Genomic DNA, 12,982 nt, shown 5'->3' on the forward strand with positions numbered 1-12,982 from the left:
CTCAGCAACAAAAAGCCAAAAAAGCTCGCTCTCGCCGCCGTAGCCCGAAAACTCGTAACCATCGCAAATGCTGTCCTCAAACCAGTCCACATCTCACATGCTGAACTGACTTGATGACAGCGATTGCCCCCTAAATGATCCCCTTCGCCCGTAAGCCCTCAATCTGCGCATCACTGAGGCCCAGTAAGCTCTTGAGTTCGGCTTCGGTGTCCGCGCCAAGAGCCGGCGGGGCACGGCGTGGAACAGGTGGGGTCAGGCTCATTTTGATTGGGTTGGCGACCAGCGGGATCGTTGTGCCGTCGGCGCGGGACATTTCCTGCTGCATCTGGCGGGCGATGACTTGGGGGTCTTGGAAGACTTGTTCAATGGTCTGGATCGGGCCGCAGGGCACACCGGCTTGTTCCAAGATCGCGATCCAAGTGGCGGTCGTCTGCCCTGTCATGACGGGCATTAGGCCGGCGATCAAGCTGTCGCGATGGGCCACACGCTGGGCATTGGTTTTATAGCGGGCGTCTGCTGCCATCTCGGACAAACCGGCTGCCGCGCAAAACTGCTGCCATTGGCCATCATTGCCAACAGCCAGAACAATATGCCCGTCCTGGCTCGGGAAGACCTGATAGGGCGTGATGTTTGGATGGGCATTGCCCAGACGCTTTGGGGCTTGACCCGAGACCAGAAAATTAGCTGCCTGATTGGCTAGAACTGCCGTCTGACAATCCAGCAAAGCCATATCAATGTGCTGGCCTTGGCCTGTGGCCTCGGCGTGGCGCAGCGCCGCCAAAATGGCGATGGTGGCGTAAAGGCCGGTGAAGAGGTCAGCGACCGCCACGCCAACCTTTAATGGCTCAGCGCCGGGCGTCCCATCGGCTTGGCCGGTAACGCTCATGAGGCCGCCTGCAGCCTGCACCAAATAGTCATAGCCCGCACGGGGCGCATAAGGACCAGTTTGGCCAAACCCTGTGATCGAGCAATAGACCATTTTGGGGTTGAGCTTGGCTACGCTTTCATAATCGAGGCCATATTTGGCCAAACCGCCAGTTTTGAAATTCTCCACCAAAACATCATGATGCGGGATCAGGGCCCGCAAAATCTCGCTACCTTCCGGCGTTGTAAAGTCTAAGGTGAGGGAGGCTTTGTTACGATTGGCACAGGTGTAATAGGCGGCGTCGCCTTGGGTGCCGTTTTCATCCGTCAGGAATGGCGGGCCCCAATTGCGGGTATCATCGCCGACCCCTGGCTTCTCAACTTTGAGAACCTCTGCGCCTAAGTCACCCAAAGTCTGGGTTGCCCAAGGCCCGGCCAGCACACGGGATAGATCCAGCACCCGAACGCCTGCTAAGGCGAGGGGGGAAGCTAGCAGAGCGTTTGATTGCAGTGTTTTAGACATAGGTCGCGTTCTTTTCATTTGCTTCTTTGAAAAGATATATCATTGTCAGGCTTGCTGTTACTAGCGCAGCGCAGGGGGAGTCTCGCCACATGGCAGAAAGTGGTCATCAAGTTCAAGACACGCCAACAAAGCCGGCAAATGAATTCGTCCTCGGCTGGCCCATTCTTTTGGCTTCGATTGTTGGCGTCTATGCGTCTTTGGCGACCTTACCTTTTTATGCCGTGCAAAATCTGTTTGGCCCTTTAAAAGATGCGTTTGGGTGGAGCAGAACAGAAATCTCCCTAGCGATTACCTTGATGGGGGTTGGAAATCTCTTATCGTCCTATGTCGCCGGTGCGGTCACGGACCGGTTTGGCTCCCGTCCTGTAGCCCTGGTGTCAGGCCTGTTACTCGCGCTTTGTTTGTTCTTGGTGACGCTGAATACAGGTAATCTTCAGCAGTTCTGGTTGACCTACTTTATCATGACCATTGTTGCGGCAGGCACGCTGCCACTCACTTATACTCGTACGATCAATCAATGGTTTGATAAGTCCCGAGGTCTTGCCTTGGGGCTCACGCTCTTGGGCACATCATTTGGCGCGATCACATTGCCGATTTTCTACAAGATGGGGATTGATGCCTTTGGTTGGAAAGGCGTTTTCTATGTCGCGCTTGGCATAGTGCTCTTGTTCTGGCTGCCGATCTTTTTGCTCCTGTTCAAGGACCGCAGTGCGACGCACCAAGCCCAAACTGCATTAACGGCGACAGGGATGTCTCTGGGCGAGTCGGTGCGCACGGCGACCTTTTGGAAGATGGGCATCGCGTTTTTCTTCGTGACCTTCGCGATGAGTGGTATAGCCGTGCATATCGTTGCAATGATGAAGGATAATGGCCTGTCGGGCGCACAAGCCGCCCAGATTGCCAGCCTGATTGGCGTGTCTATTTTGGTTGCGCGTCTGGCCGTGGGTTATTTGATCGACAAGTTTCACGCGCCTCCGATTGCTGCTGCCTGTTTCGCTATCCCAGCCATCGGCTGCTATCTCTTGATGGGCGGTGGCCACGGACCGGCGATTGTGGCCGTTATTCTCGTCGGCGTAGCCTTAGGGGCAGAGCTCGATTTGATCGCCTTTTTCACCAGCCGCTATTTTGGCATGAAAAATTATGGCAAAATCTATGGCTGGCAATATGTGTTCTATACGTTGGGCGCAGGGATCAGCCCGCTCGCATTCGGTATCGCTTATGACAAATTGGGATCATATGATCAGGTCTTGTTCGCGTCATCTATCGGTTTGATACTGGCTGGCGTTTTGATGTTGAGCTTGCCGAAGTATCAAAAGACAGAAACGTTAGGGGCCTAAGCCCGATCAGCGATGGCCTTAGCAAACACATCCTCAAACATGTGCGTGGTCAGCCGCCCTGTGTTGGTGTTGTAGCGGCTGCAATGATAGCTGTCGTATAAGGTTTTATCGCCAATTTGATGGACCGCGCCATGAGCGAACTTATAGGCCGAGGGCTTGCCGCCCAGTGCGCGGACGGTTGCGTCATGGCTGATTTTGCCGAGGCAAATGAGGCTAGTCAGGTTCCCAAGGGCTGAAATCTGGGCCTTCAAGAAGGGGGCGCATTGGCTGATTTCAAAAGGCTCAGGCTTGTTGGCAGGCGGCGCACATTGGACCGCATTGGTAATCATCGCGCCCTTTAGCGATAGGCCATCACCGGCGTGGGCAGCATAGGTGCCTTCTGACAGCTCAAAGCGCGCTAGTGTCTGATACAATAGGTCACCTGCCCAATCGCCCGTAAAAGGCCTGCCCGTTCGATTGGCCCCAGTGCGGCCAGGGGCCAGACCGACGATTAAAAGCCAAGCGGACTCATCCCCAAACGAGGGGGCAGGGCCGTTAAACCAGTCTGGGTTTTCAAGTTGATTGGTCGCCCGATAAGCGACCAATCTGGGACAGAGCGGGCAATCGCGCGTGGGTTGCACAGCTTGCTTGCCAAAAGCCGCTTAAGCTTCAGTCTCGCCTTCGAGCTCGTCTTCCATGCCTTCAAGCTCATCGTCGAACTCGTCGGAGAATTCTTCACCTTCAACTGGGCGGCCGGGACGGAAATTAGCGCGTGGGTTTTCAAAGCCATCTGGACGTGGCGGACGGCCAATCAGCGCCGACAAGTCCGCGAGATCGATAAAGGTATCGGCTTGGCGACGCAGTTCATCAGCGATCATGGGTGGCTGTGTCTTGATCGAGGAGACAACCGAAACCCGTGGGCCACGACGCTGAACCGCTTCGATCAGAACGCGGAAATCACCATCACCGGAGAACAGGACGATATGGTCGACATGGGATGCAAGCTCCATCATGTCGACGGCAATCTCAATATCCATATCACCCTTAACGCGACGGCGACCCAATGTGTCGGTAAATTCTTTCGCAGGCTTGGTAATGACGTTGAAGCCGTTATAGTCCAGCCAGTCTGCCAAAGGGCGGACGGGGCTATATTCGACATCTTCGAGGATGGCCGTGTAATAGCTGGCGCGAACGAGACGACCGCGCTTCTTGAACTCTTCAAGTAGCTTGCGATAATCAACATCGAAACCCAAAGTGCGCGCTGCTGCGTAGAAGTTTGCACCATCGATAAACAGAGCGATCCGCTCATTGGGATAAAAAGTCATAGTGACGTCGCCTTCCTCTAAACAATTACATCCAAAAGTGCCTTCAGAGCCTTCTGGAATTTATATTGGCCTAGGGTCGAATCTAGGCTTGGGCTCTAATATGCCTCGAGATATCCTACTCGAAGCGTTAGAGATTTTATCACAAAATGGAGACCATGTCACCAGTCTGTCATCATTTTGGTCAACCAAAGCTTGGCCACCAAATCTCGGAAAACCCGACTATTTAAATGCTGTTTGTCGCATTGAACCTGCAGACAAGGACCCATTGGCCCTGTTGCAACGTTGTCAGGTAATTGAAGCGCGGATGAACCGCATTCGTTCCCTAGATGATCGTTGGGCAAACAGAACATTGGATTTAGATGTAGTCGATTACAATGGCATTGTTAGTGCCAATAGCAGCGTCATAACTTTGCCCCACCCACGAATAGCAGAAAGAGACTTTGTTTTGCTGCCGCTGTTAGAGATTGCGCCAGATTGGCGACATCCAGTTTCGGGCACGCCCGGGCAGGTTTTGCTGAAACATTTGCAAGACTCAGAGAATCTCAACCATTGCGTGCGACTGGCTTGAGCGCAGGGGGGCGACTTCATCTGCGTGCAATGGTTGAGAAACGCCAAGACTTCCCGTAAAGAGACTTCTCACTTTCCGACAGGATTAGATATATGGCCCGCGTGACGGTAGAGGACTGCGTTGAACGCGTCCCAAATAGATTCTCTCTGGTTTTGTTTGCAGCGCATCGCGCCCGCCAAATTTCTGGTGGTGCAGCCCTGACGCTCGACCGCGATCGCGATAAAGATCCTGTTGTTGCGCTTCGCGAAATTGCGGACGCCACGGTAGAGACCGAAGAGTTGCGCGATGGCTTGGTCGCTTCGCTGCGTGAAGTGCGCCCACATGCGGTCCGCGAAGAAGAAGAGAGCGATCTCTTGGCTTTGGAAGCCCCTGTGCTCGCAACTGAAGACGATGTGCTGCGTGCTTTGCAGCAAGAGCAAGAAGCAGTCCGCGAAGACCCCTATTGATCTTAAAGGTTCACCATGGACGATGGCAGGGCCTCTGAGACGTTAGAAGAATCTGGGGAATTGCCGTTCCCGGCGCAAATCGTGCGGCCTCCTAGTCGGGGCCGCATTTTGCGTCAATATGAGTTGATTGATCGCATTCGGGCCTATGATCCCCATGTGAATGAAGATGCAATCAACCGCGCTTACGTGTTTGCGATGCAGCGCCATGGTAGCCAATTGCGGGCTTCAGGCGATCCATACTTTGCCCATCCAATTGAAGTAGCAGGCATTCTGACAGAGCTACGGTTGGACGCAGCATCCATCATCACAGGCCTTCTGCACGACACGGTTGAAGACACGACCGCCACGACTGCCGAAATTGGCAAGCTTTTCGGCGATGAAGTTGCCCAATTGGTCGATGGGGTGACAAAGCTTTCCCAGCTTGAGCTGAACTCAAACCGCACAAAGCAAGCCGAAAACTTACAAAAATTCATCCTCGCTTTATCGAAGGATGTGCGGGTCTTGTTGGTGAAATTGGCCGACCGTCTGCACAATATGCGGACTTTGCACTTCATCAAGAAGCGCGAGAAGCGGGAGCGGATCGCCCGCGAAACGGCGGACATCTATGCCCCCTTGGCGCGGCGTATGGGGATCCAACGTTTTTCGGGTGAGCTTGAAGAACTGGCCTTCCAGTACCTCCACCCGGAAGCTTACAAGACCATCAACGAACAGCTGGCCAGTTTACGTGCCGAACGCTCTGGTGCCGTGGCGGCAGTAACACAAAAGATTAGTTCTGCCCTCGAGGCAGCGGGCATTGAAGCCCGCGTGGTCGGTCGCGAAAAGCGAGCCTATTCGGTCTGGAAAAAGCTTGAGCGTAAGTCGATCTCGTTTTCTGACGTCTCAGACTTGTATGGCTTCCGAGTCGTGGTGAAAGATACCACCCAATGCTATGCAGCACTTGGCGTGATCCACGAGGCTTGGTCTTGTGTGCCGGGCCGGTTCAAAGACTTTATTTCGGTACCCAAACCCAATGGCTATCGCTCCATCCACACAGGCGTTGTGGGGCCTAGCGCGACTTCAGTTGATATACAAATCCGCTCGGAAGAAATGAACCGGATTGCCGAAGATGGCGTTGCCGCGCACTGGCGCTACAAAAACAGTACCTATGGCTACCATCCAATCGCTGGCAAGCAATCGGACCCCTTGGCACCGTTACGAAATCTCGTGGAAATCCTGGAGCATGGCGGCGACCCGGAAGAGTTTCTGGAAAATGCTAAACTCGAAATGTTCCAGGATCAGGTGTTCGCCTTTACGCCAAAGGGGGATTTGATCGTTCTGCCCTATGGGGCCACCCCACTCGACTTTGCCTATGCCGTACACACCCGCATTGGCGATACGACCGTTGGCGCAAGGATTAATGGCGAAGAACGACCGCTTCGGACAGCATTGTCCAATGGCGACGTCGTGGAGATTTTACGGTCCGATATGCGCAAGCCCGTGGCGGATTGGGAATCAGTCGCGGTGACCGGCAAAGCACGGTCGGCTATTCGTCGTTTGGTGCGCGAAAGTGAGCGTGAGGAATTTGCGACCTTGGGCCGCCGGTTGGCAGGACATGCACTGCGACGCGTTGGCCTCAATCCAGAGGACATAAATCTTGAGGATGCGCGCCAGCGGCTGAATTACGACACGATGGACGAGCTCTATGCCGCGATTGGTCGGGGGCGGCTGACCGGGGCAAGCCTAGCTGAAGCAGCCGTGCCTGGCTTTGTGCGCAAAAGTGTCTTGGGTGAGCCAAGATTTATGATTGATAATGACCATGCGAGCGACTTCGTTCGCGGTTCGGACTTGATGGTCGGCGTCGCCCTCCATTTCATGCCCTGCTGTTCGCCTTTGCCGGGCGACCGGATCGTCGGGGTTCATGTGCCGGATCGTGGCGTCGAAGTGCACACGATTGATTGTGACCATTTGGCTGAGCATGATGCCAATGAAGATCAATGGATCGATCTGGCGTGGACCGATGAAGCCAAGCGCAATGGGTTGGCCTTGGGTCGCCTCGTTATGAGCTGTGAGAACACCAAGGGCGTGTTTGCTCAAGTCGGTAAGATTATTTCTGAATGTGATGGCAATATTACCAATGTACGCGCGCAAAACCGCCGTGAGGACTTCATCGACCTTTTGGTCGATGTCGAAGTTGCGGACTCAAAGCATTTGAACGTGATCGCAGCATCGCTGCGGGCATTGCCCGTTGTGGTCGATGTTAAGCGGTTGCGCGGCTGAACGGACGACAAGGGACAAAGCGATGGCAACCTATCTGGTGACTGGGGTGAACCGCGGGATTGGCCGTGCGTTGGTTGAAGGCTTGCTGGCACGTGGCCACATTGTGATCGGCACAACCCGCGACGGGAATGCGCCGTTTGAGCATCCAGATTTCCAAGTATTGGCCTGTGATATCGGTGATACGGCGTCGGTTCGCGCGGCGGCGCAAGCCTTATCAAAGCCAATCGACGTCTTGATCCAAAATGCCGGCGTCTTCGGCCCGCGACCGCAGGAATTAGCCGATCTGGCACCTGATGATTTTCTTGAAGTCCTCAATGCCAATGTGGTTGGCCCATGGCGGGTGTTGCAAGCCTTTTTGCCGAGTCTAAAGCGCTCTAGCCGAGGCCGGGTCTTGATGATCTCCTCTGGTATGGGCCGCTTTTCGGGGTCTTCACAAGGCGCGCCCGCGTATCGCGCGTCCAAGGCGGCCTTAAACAAACTCGTGCAGACATTTGCGCACGATCTAAAAAGTGATGGTATCGCGATTGTTGCCTGTCATCCAGGCTGGGTCCGCACCGATATGGGCGGGGTAGGGGCCGAGATCGATGCCAAGGCGAGCGCGGACGGCCTCATTCAACTTGCCGAAGACTTGCAACTGTCGGGCACCGGTCGCTTCATGGACTGGACTGGCCACACGCAGGACTGGTGAAACTAGCTTAGAAAGTGATAATAAGCACCTATGACCAATGACGACGTTCTTTCCATCTTCAAGTCGGCCGGTGGCCTCTTGGAAGGCCATTTCATTTTAACATCGGGCCGTCACAGCCGCACCTTCTTGCAAAAGGCGTTTGTGTTTATGGACCCGCCCGCTACCCAGTCGCTGTGCAAAGCCTTGGCCGAGAAAATCAAAGATCGGTGGGGGCAAGTTGATTACGTGGTGTCACCAGCCGTGGGGGCGGTTATTCCGGGCTATGAGACCGCACGGCATCTGGGGGCAAAAGCTGTCTATGTAGAGCGCGAAGACGGTAAGTTCCGTTTGCGCCGCGGCTTTACTTTGCCAGCTGAAGCCCGCGTCGTGATCGTCGAAGACATCGTCTCAACGGGTATTTCGGTGCGCGAGACTTTGGAAGCGATCAAGGATGCACCTTGCGTGGTCTTGGGGGCTGCTGTGATTGTGGACCGCAGCGCTGGCCGTGCCGATGTGGGCTGTGAAATGGTGGCTTTGGCCTCTATCGAAGTCGAAAGCTTTGCACCCGATGAGATTCCAGACGATCTAAAGGCTATTCCTGCCATCAAACCGGGCAGTCGGGCACTATCACAAGGCACATCCGCATGAGTTTTGACCATCGCTTGCGCCTCGGGATCAATATTGATCACGTGGCGACGATCCGAAATGCGCGGGGTGGCCCGCATCCTGATCCGCTGCGCGCCGCCCAGATGGCAGCAGTAGCCGGAGCAGATGGGATTACGCTGCATTTACGCGAAGATCGTCGTCATATTCGCGACGAGGATCTTGAGAAATTCATTGCCCAAGTCGAATTGCCCATCAATCTCGAACTCGCTGCCACCGAAGAAATGCTCGACATTGCGCTACGCCATCCCACGCACGCAGTATGTATCGTGCCGGAAAAGCGCGAGGAGCGGACAACCGAAGGCGGCCTTGATGTCGCGCGCTTACATAATTCAATTGCGCCAATGGTACGTAAGCTGGCAGCCGCTGGCCGCCGCGTTTCGCTGTTTATTGAGCCCGACCCTATTCAACTGGCCGTTGCCGAAGCTATGGGTGCCCAAGTGGTTGAGCTTCATACGGGGGCCTATGCCGAAGCTGCACTTGAAGGACATTTCCAGGAAGCCGAACAGATTGTTGAAAGGCTAGCGGAAGCTGCGCGCATCGGTACAGCGCGCGGTCTTGAGGTGCATGCCGGTCACGGTCTCACCTTTGATAATGTGAAGCCGATTGCGGCTATTCCAGAGCTGGTTGAATTAAATATTGGTCATTTCATCATAGGTGAAGCAATTTTCATTGGCCTTGAAGATGCCATTGGCCGTATGCGTCGGCTCATGGATGAAGCACGCGCATGATATTGGGAATTGGCTCAGACCTGTGTCGGATCGACCGGATTGAGAAGACGTTGTCGCGCTTTGGCAGCCGCTTTGAAGCCCGCTGCTTTACAGCAGGCGAACAAGCCCGTGCTAACCGACGCCCAGCCAAACGGGCAGACACCTATGCCAAGCGCTTTGCCGCCAAAGAAGCTTGTTCGAAAGCGCTGGGAACGGGCATGCGGCTCGGTGTCGCCTGGCGCGACATGGAAGTCGTCAATCTGCCAACTGGCAGACCGACTTTAAGTTTGACGGGCGGCGCGCTAAAGCGGTTGCAAGAACTGACACCACCGGGTTTTGCTGCTGACATTCACCTTAGTCTGACCGATGACCACCCTTTGGCTATGGCCTTTGTGGTGATCGGCCTGCGGCCCCTCGAAACAAATTGAAAAGAAACGAATCTGATGGTTGACACTACAAACTCTAAGGCTGCCTCGAAGAAGGCGGTAAAACCAGCGCCACAGGGCGACAGCCTGATTGAAAGCGTCAAGACCATTGTTATGGCCTTGAGTATTGCGCTTTTTTTGCGGATTTTCTTGTTTCAGCCTTTCAATATTCCCTCTGAATCCATGCGTCCCGGCCTTTTGGTGGGCGATTATCTTTGGACGTCAAAGTGGGACTATGGCTATAGCAATGCCTCCATTCCTTTCTCGCCCAAGATCCTGAATGGCCGCGTCCTTGGTCAAACGCCAGAACGGGGCGACGTGGTGGTTTTCAAACTGCCGGCCGATCCGCGCCAGGACTACATCAAGCGGTTGATCGGCATGCCGGGGGATCGGATCCAAGTTGTCGGTGGACAGGTTATTTTGAATGGCACGCCGGTCAAACACGAGATGTTAGAGCCTGAGACCATTACCGAACAGAATGGTAATATTCGCACCACAACCCGCTTTCGCGAAACGCTGCCGAACGGTCGTAGCTATGTGACCTATGATTTTGAAACCAATGGCATGTTTGACGACACCCAAGTCTTTGTGGTGCCCGAAGGCCATTATTTCATGATGGGCGACAATCGCGATAATTCGACTGACAGCCGGGCTGATCCGATTCTGCAGTCTGGTGTTGGCTTCGTGCCTGCCGAAAACCTCGTCGGTCGCGGCCGGATTGTGCTGCTCTCATTTGATGAGTCCACCCGTATCTATCTGCCGTGGACGTGGTTCACGGGCTTGCGGTGGGATCGGCTCGCTGTCCCTATTCGATGACGCGAGACGCTAAGCTTCAGGCGCTACAAGACAAGATCGGATATCATTTTTCAGACCGATCTCTGTTAGAGCGCGCCTTTACCCATAAGTCGCGTGGCGATGGTCAGCCGGGCTTTGCCCATAATGAGCGCTTGGAGTGGCTCGGCGACCGGGTCTTGGGCCTGATGGCGGCCGAGCGCCTGTTTGAACGCCACGGTCGCGCCGAAGAGGGTGAACTAACACGGCAATTCAATGCCGTTGTGTCTGGCAAAAATTGTGCAGAGGCTGCACGCAGCATTGGCATGGCTGAGCTAATGGTGGTTTCTCGCGGTTTCAGCGCGGATGCGGTCGCTGAAAACGACTCCATTCTGGGTGATGCGTTTGAGGCCTTGATGGCTGCCCTCTGGTTGGATGGCGGCCGACCCGCGGTTCAGGGCTTGTTTGAACTTGCATGGGTGGCCGGTCAGCAAGAGCCTTCGGGGCTTCATCGCAATCCAAAAAGCGCGCTTCAAGAATGGGCGCAGAAGCGCGGCTTCCCGCCGCCAGTTTATCAGGTGCTAGAACGCGATGGCCCTGACCATGCGCCTCGTTTTGTGATAGAGGTCAAAGCTGGGACCCATGTTGCAACCGCAGAGGGATCCTCAAAACAAAATGCAGAGCGGGCTGCGGCCCAAGCGCTTCTGAAGCAAGGCGGATTACGTGTCTGATAATAATGAAACTACACCCATCCCAGCAGGGCCAGAAAAAGCCCGCTGCGGCTTTGCTGCCATTTTGGGTGCGCCAAATGCGGGCAAATCAACCTTGGTCAATGCGCTTGTTGGGCAGAAGATTTCGATAGTCACCCAAAAGGTACAAACCACCCGTTTCCCCGTGCGCGGCGTTGCCATTCATGGCGATGCGCAGATTGTTCTCGTGGACACACCGGGCGTGTTTACGCCCAAGCGGCGCCTTGATCGCGCCATGGTCGCCTCTGCTTGGGGTGGCGCAGCCGATGCCGATGCTTTGGTTCATGTGGTTGACGCGCCAGCTGCCAGCCGGATGGCCGAGAATCGCGGTGATGGCAGCGACAAGCGAACGTTTGAAGATGTGCAGCAGGTCATTGAGGGCCTGCAAAAGCAAGGACGTAAGGTGATCTTGGCACTGAATAAGGTCGACGTTCTTGAACGCGCGAAACTGCTCGACCTTTCTCAGGCCTTTTTTGAAAAGGGCGTCTATGATGAGGTAGTGATGATTTCGGCGCTGAAGTCATCGGGCCTCAAGCGTCTCAATGATCTACTGGCTGAGCGTATGCCACTGGGCCCGTGGCTCTATCCTGAAGAACAAGTGGCTGACACGCCGATGCGGGTGATGGCGGCCGAAATCACGCGCGAAAAGGTGTTTCTGCGTCTACACGAGGAATTGCCCTATCACGCAACCGTTGAAACCGACGCTTGGACAGAGAAAAAGGACGGTTCGGTTCGCATCAACCAGACCCTCTATGTCATGCGTGACGGCCATAAGGGCATCGCCATCGGCAAAGGCGGTGAGACCTTGAAATGGATATCGCAAAACGCACGCAAAGATATCGCCGAAGCGATTGAAAGACCTGTCCACTTGTTCCTGCATGTCAAAGTGCGCGAGAATTGGATTGACGAGCGCTCGCATTATACCGCTTTGGGCCTCGACTTCGATGCCTAGAGGCCGTTCATGAGCGCGTGGACAGGCAATGCAATCGCCTTGTCGGCGCGACGCTTTGGCGAGAATGACGTCATTCTAGATGTCTTAAGTGACCAAGTCGGCAGGGCTTCAGGCCTTGTCTATGGCGGCGCGGGCAAGCGAAAGCGTGCGTTGATTGAGCCCGGCACGCGCCTGCATGTAGCGTGGAAGTCTCGTCTTGAAGACCAACTTGGCTTCTTTGATGAGATGGAGGGCAGGGGCGGTGGTCCTGCCGACGTGATGGATGATGCCGCCGCACTTGCCGCGCTTTCATGTGTAGCAACGCTTCTTTTGGAAGTAGCGCCAGAGCGTCAGCCCTGCGTCGGTCTGTTTGAAGCGACCGAGATTTTGCTCCAAGCCCTCAGCGACAGCCAAGGTTGGCCCGCCCTTTATATTCGTTGGGAAATGGGGCTTCTGGCCGAAATGGGCTATGGCCTAGATCTGTCGCAATGCGCCCTGACAGGGTCTCCCGATGACCTTGCTTGGGTGAGCCCGAAGACAGGGCGGGCGGCATCGCGCGCCGCAGGTGAGCCGTTTGCTGATAAATTGCTGGTGTTGCCGCCTTTCTTGTTGGGCGGACAAAATAGACCTGTGAGCGGGGATGTCGCCGACGGTTTTGCACTGATGGGTCATTTTATCGAGCGCGAATTGCTCAACCCCGTGCGGAAGACCATGCCAGAGGCGCGCGCGCGGCTAATCTTTGCTTTGGGAAAGACCAGCCGCTTGTAG

The 12,982-nt window shown here is 55.1% G+C and carries 15 protein-coding genes; 12 read left to right on the forward strand and 3 right to left on the reverse strand.

Annotated features, from left to right (window positions below):
• Positions 1–130: 130 nt before the first annotated feature.
• Positions 131–1,387, reverse strand: a complete 1,257-nt coding sequence (locus tag ACIQ20_RS07290) for a CaiB/BaiF CoA transferase family protein (protein ID WP_395778871.1) — start codon at positions 1,385–1,387, stop codon at positions 131–133.
• Positions 1,388–1,476: 89 nt separating this feature from the next.
• Here ACIQ20_RS07290 and ACIQ20_RS07295 point away from each other — a divergent pair, with 89 nt between their 5' ends.
• Positions 1,477–2,724 (forward strand): MFS transporter, encoded by a 1,248-nt coding sequence (locus ACIQ20_RS07295; RefSeq protein ID WP_395778873.1) that lies wholly within the window; start codon positions 1,477–1,479, stop codon positions 2,722–2,724.
• Here ACIQ20_RS07295 and ACIQ20_RS07300 read toward each other — a convergent pair.
• Complete coding sequence (locus ACIQ20_RS07300; RefSeq protein WP_395778875.1) at positions 2,721–3,344, reverse strand: uracil-DNA glycosylase; 624 nt, start codon at positions 3,342–3,344, stop codon at positions 2,721–2,723. The genes ACIQ20_RS07295 and ACIQ20_RS07300 overlap by 4 nt on opposite strands.
• A 21-nt stretch (positions 3,345–3,365) precedes the next feature.
• Entirely contained in the window at positions 3,366–4,028 is a 663-nt protein-coding gene (locus tag ACIQ20_RS07305) for an NYN domain-containing protein (RefSeq protein ID WP_395778877.1), read from the reverse strand.
• A 37-nt stretch (positions 4,029–4,065) separates the two neighbouring features.
• Here ACIQ20_RS07305 and folK point away from each other — a divergent pair, with 37 nt between their 5' ends.
• The 11 genes from folK (at position 4,066) to recO (ending at position 12,982) form a co-directional block, all read left to right on the forward strand.
• On the forward strand, positions 4,066–4,596 hold the full coding sequence (folK, locus tag ACIQ20_RS07310; RefSeq protein ID WP_395778949.1) for a 2-amino-4-hydroxy-6-hydroxymethyldihydropteridine diphosphokinase: 531 nt from the start codon (positions 4,066–4,068) through the stop codon (positions 4,594–4,596).
• A 92-nt stretch (positions 4,597–4,688) separates the two neighbouring features.
• On the forward strand, positions 4,689–5,042 hold the full coding sequence (rpoZ, locus tag ACIQ20_RS07315; RefSeq protein WP_085340083.1) for a DNA-directed RNA polymerase subunit omega: 354 nt from the start codon (positions 4,689–4,691) through the stop codon (positions 5,040–5,042).
• Positions 5,043–5,057: 15 nt separating this feature from the next.
• A complete protein-coding gene (locus ACIQ20_RS07320; RefSeq protein WP_395778879.1) occupies positions 5,058–7,298 on the forward strand; it encodes a RelA/SpoT family protein in 2,241 nt (746 codons plus the stop codon).
• A 22-nt stretch (positions 7,299–7,320) separates the two neighbouring features.
• A complete protein-coding gene (locus ACIQ20_RS07325; protein ID WP_395778881.1) occupies positions 7,321–7,986 on the forward strand; it encodes an SDR family oxidoreductase in 666 nt (221 codons plus the stop codon).
• Positions 7,987–8,016: 30 nt separating this feature from the next.
• On the forward strand, positions 8,017–8,613 hold the full coding sequence (gene pyrE / locus ACIQ20_RS07330) for an orotate phosphoribosyltransferase (RefSeq protein WP_395778883.1): 597 nt from the start codon (positions 8,017–8,019) through the stop codon (positions 8,611–8,613).
• Positions 8,610–9,359, forward strand: a complete 750-nt coding sequence (locus ACIQ20_RS07335; RefSeq protein WP_395778885.1) for a pyridoxine 5'-phosphate synthase — start codon at positions 8,610–8,612, stop codon at positions 9,357–9,359. Before pyrE ends, ACIQ20_RS07335 begins: the two co-directional genes overlap by 4 nt.
• A complete protein-coding gene (gene acpS / locus ACIQ20_RS07340; RefSeq protein ID WP_395778887.1) occupies positions 9,356–9,766 on the forward strand; it encodes a holo-ACP synthase in 411 nt (136 codons plus the stop codon). The genes ACIQ20_RS07335 and acpS overlap by 4 nt, the downstream gene beginning before the upstream one ends.
• Positions 9,767–9,781: 15 nt before the next feature.
• Complete coding sequence (gene lepB, locus ACIQ20_RS07345; RefSeq protein WP_395778889.1) at positions 9,782–10,579, forward strand: signal peptidase I; 798 nt, start codon at positions 9,782–9,784, stop codon at positions 10,577–10,579.
• Positions 10,576–11,265: a ribonuclease III gene (rnc, locus tag ACIQ20_RS07350; protein ID WP_395778891.1), complete on the forward strand. Its 690-nt coding sequence runs from the start codon at positions 10,576–10,578 to the stop codon at positions 11,263–11,265. Before lepB ends, rnc begins: the two co-directional genes overlap by 4 nt.
• Positions 11,258–12,235, forward strand: coding sequence for a GTPase Era (gene era / locus ACIQ20_RS07355; protein ID WP_395778893.1), 978 nt, complete (start codon positions 11,258–11,260; stop codon positions 12,233–12,235). The genes rnc and era overlap by 8 nt, the downstream gene beginning before the upstream one ends.
• A 9-nt stretch (positions 12,236–12,244) precedes the next feature.
• The gene (recO, locus tag ACIQ20_RS07360; RefSeq protein WP_395778895.1) at positions 12,245–12,982 is read left to right on the forward strand and encodes a DNA repair protein RecO; all 738 of its coding nucleotides are present in this window, start codon (positions 12,245–12,247) and stop codon (positions 12,980–12,982) included.

The organism is Aquidulcibacter sp., from assembly GCF_044346625.1.
Lineage (GTDB): Bacteria > Pseudomonadota > Alphaproteobacteria > Caulobacterales > Aquidulcibacteraceae > Aquidulcibacter.

Coding starts and splice junctions, on each gene's coding strand:
- ACIQ20_RS07290 (WP_395778871.1), bottom strand. CDS start 1,387: ATGTCTAAAACACTGCAATCAAACGCTCTGCTAGCTTCCCCCCTCGCC.
- ACIQ20_RS07295 (WP_395778873.1), top strand. CDS start 1,477: ATGGCAGAAAGTGGTCATCAAGTTCAAGACACGCCAACAAAGCCGGCA.
- ACIQ20_RS07305 (WP_395778877.1), bottom strand. CDS start 4,028: ATGACTTTTTATCCCAATGAGCGGATCGCTCTGTTTATCGATGGTGCA.
- rpoZ (WP_085340083.1), top strand. CDS start 4,689: ATGGCCCGCGTGACGGTAGAGGACTGCGTTGAACGCGTCCCAAATAGA.
- ACIQ20_RS07320 (WP_395778879.1), top strand. CDS start 5,058: ATGGACGATGGCAGGGCCTCTGAGACGTTAGAAGAATCTGGGGAATTG.
- ACIQ20_RS07325 (WP_395778881.1), top strand. CDS start 7,321: ATGGCAACCTATCTGGTGACTGGGGTGAACCGCGGGATTGGCCGTGCG.
- pyrE (WP_395778883.1), top strand. CDS start 8,017: ATGACCAATGACGACGTTCTTTCCATCTTCAAGTCGGCCGGTGGCCTC.
- ACIQ20_RS07335 (WP_395778885.1), top strand. CDS start 8,610: ATGAGTTTTGACCATCGCTTGCGCCTCGGGATCAATATTGATCACGTG.
- acpS (WP_395778887.1), top strand. CDS start 9,356: ATGATATTGGGAATTGGCTCAGACCTGTGTCGGATCGACCGGATTGAG.
- lepB (WP_395778889.1), top strand. CDS start 9,782: ATGGTTGACACTACAAACTCTAAGGCTGCCTCGAAGAAGGCGGTAAAA.
- rnc (WP_395778891.1), top strand. CDS start 10,576: ATGACGCGAGACGCTAAGCTTCAGGCGCTACAAGACAAGATCGGATAT.
- recO (WP_395778895.1), top strand. CDS start 12,245: ATGAGCGCGTGGACAGGCAATGCAATCGCCTTGTCGGCGCGACGCTTT.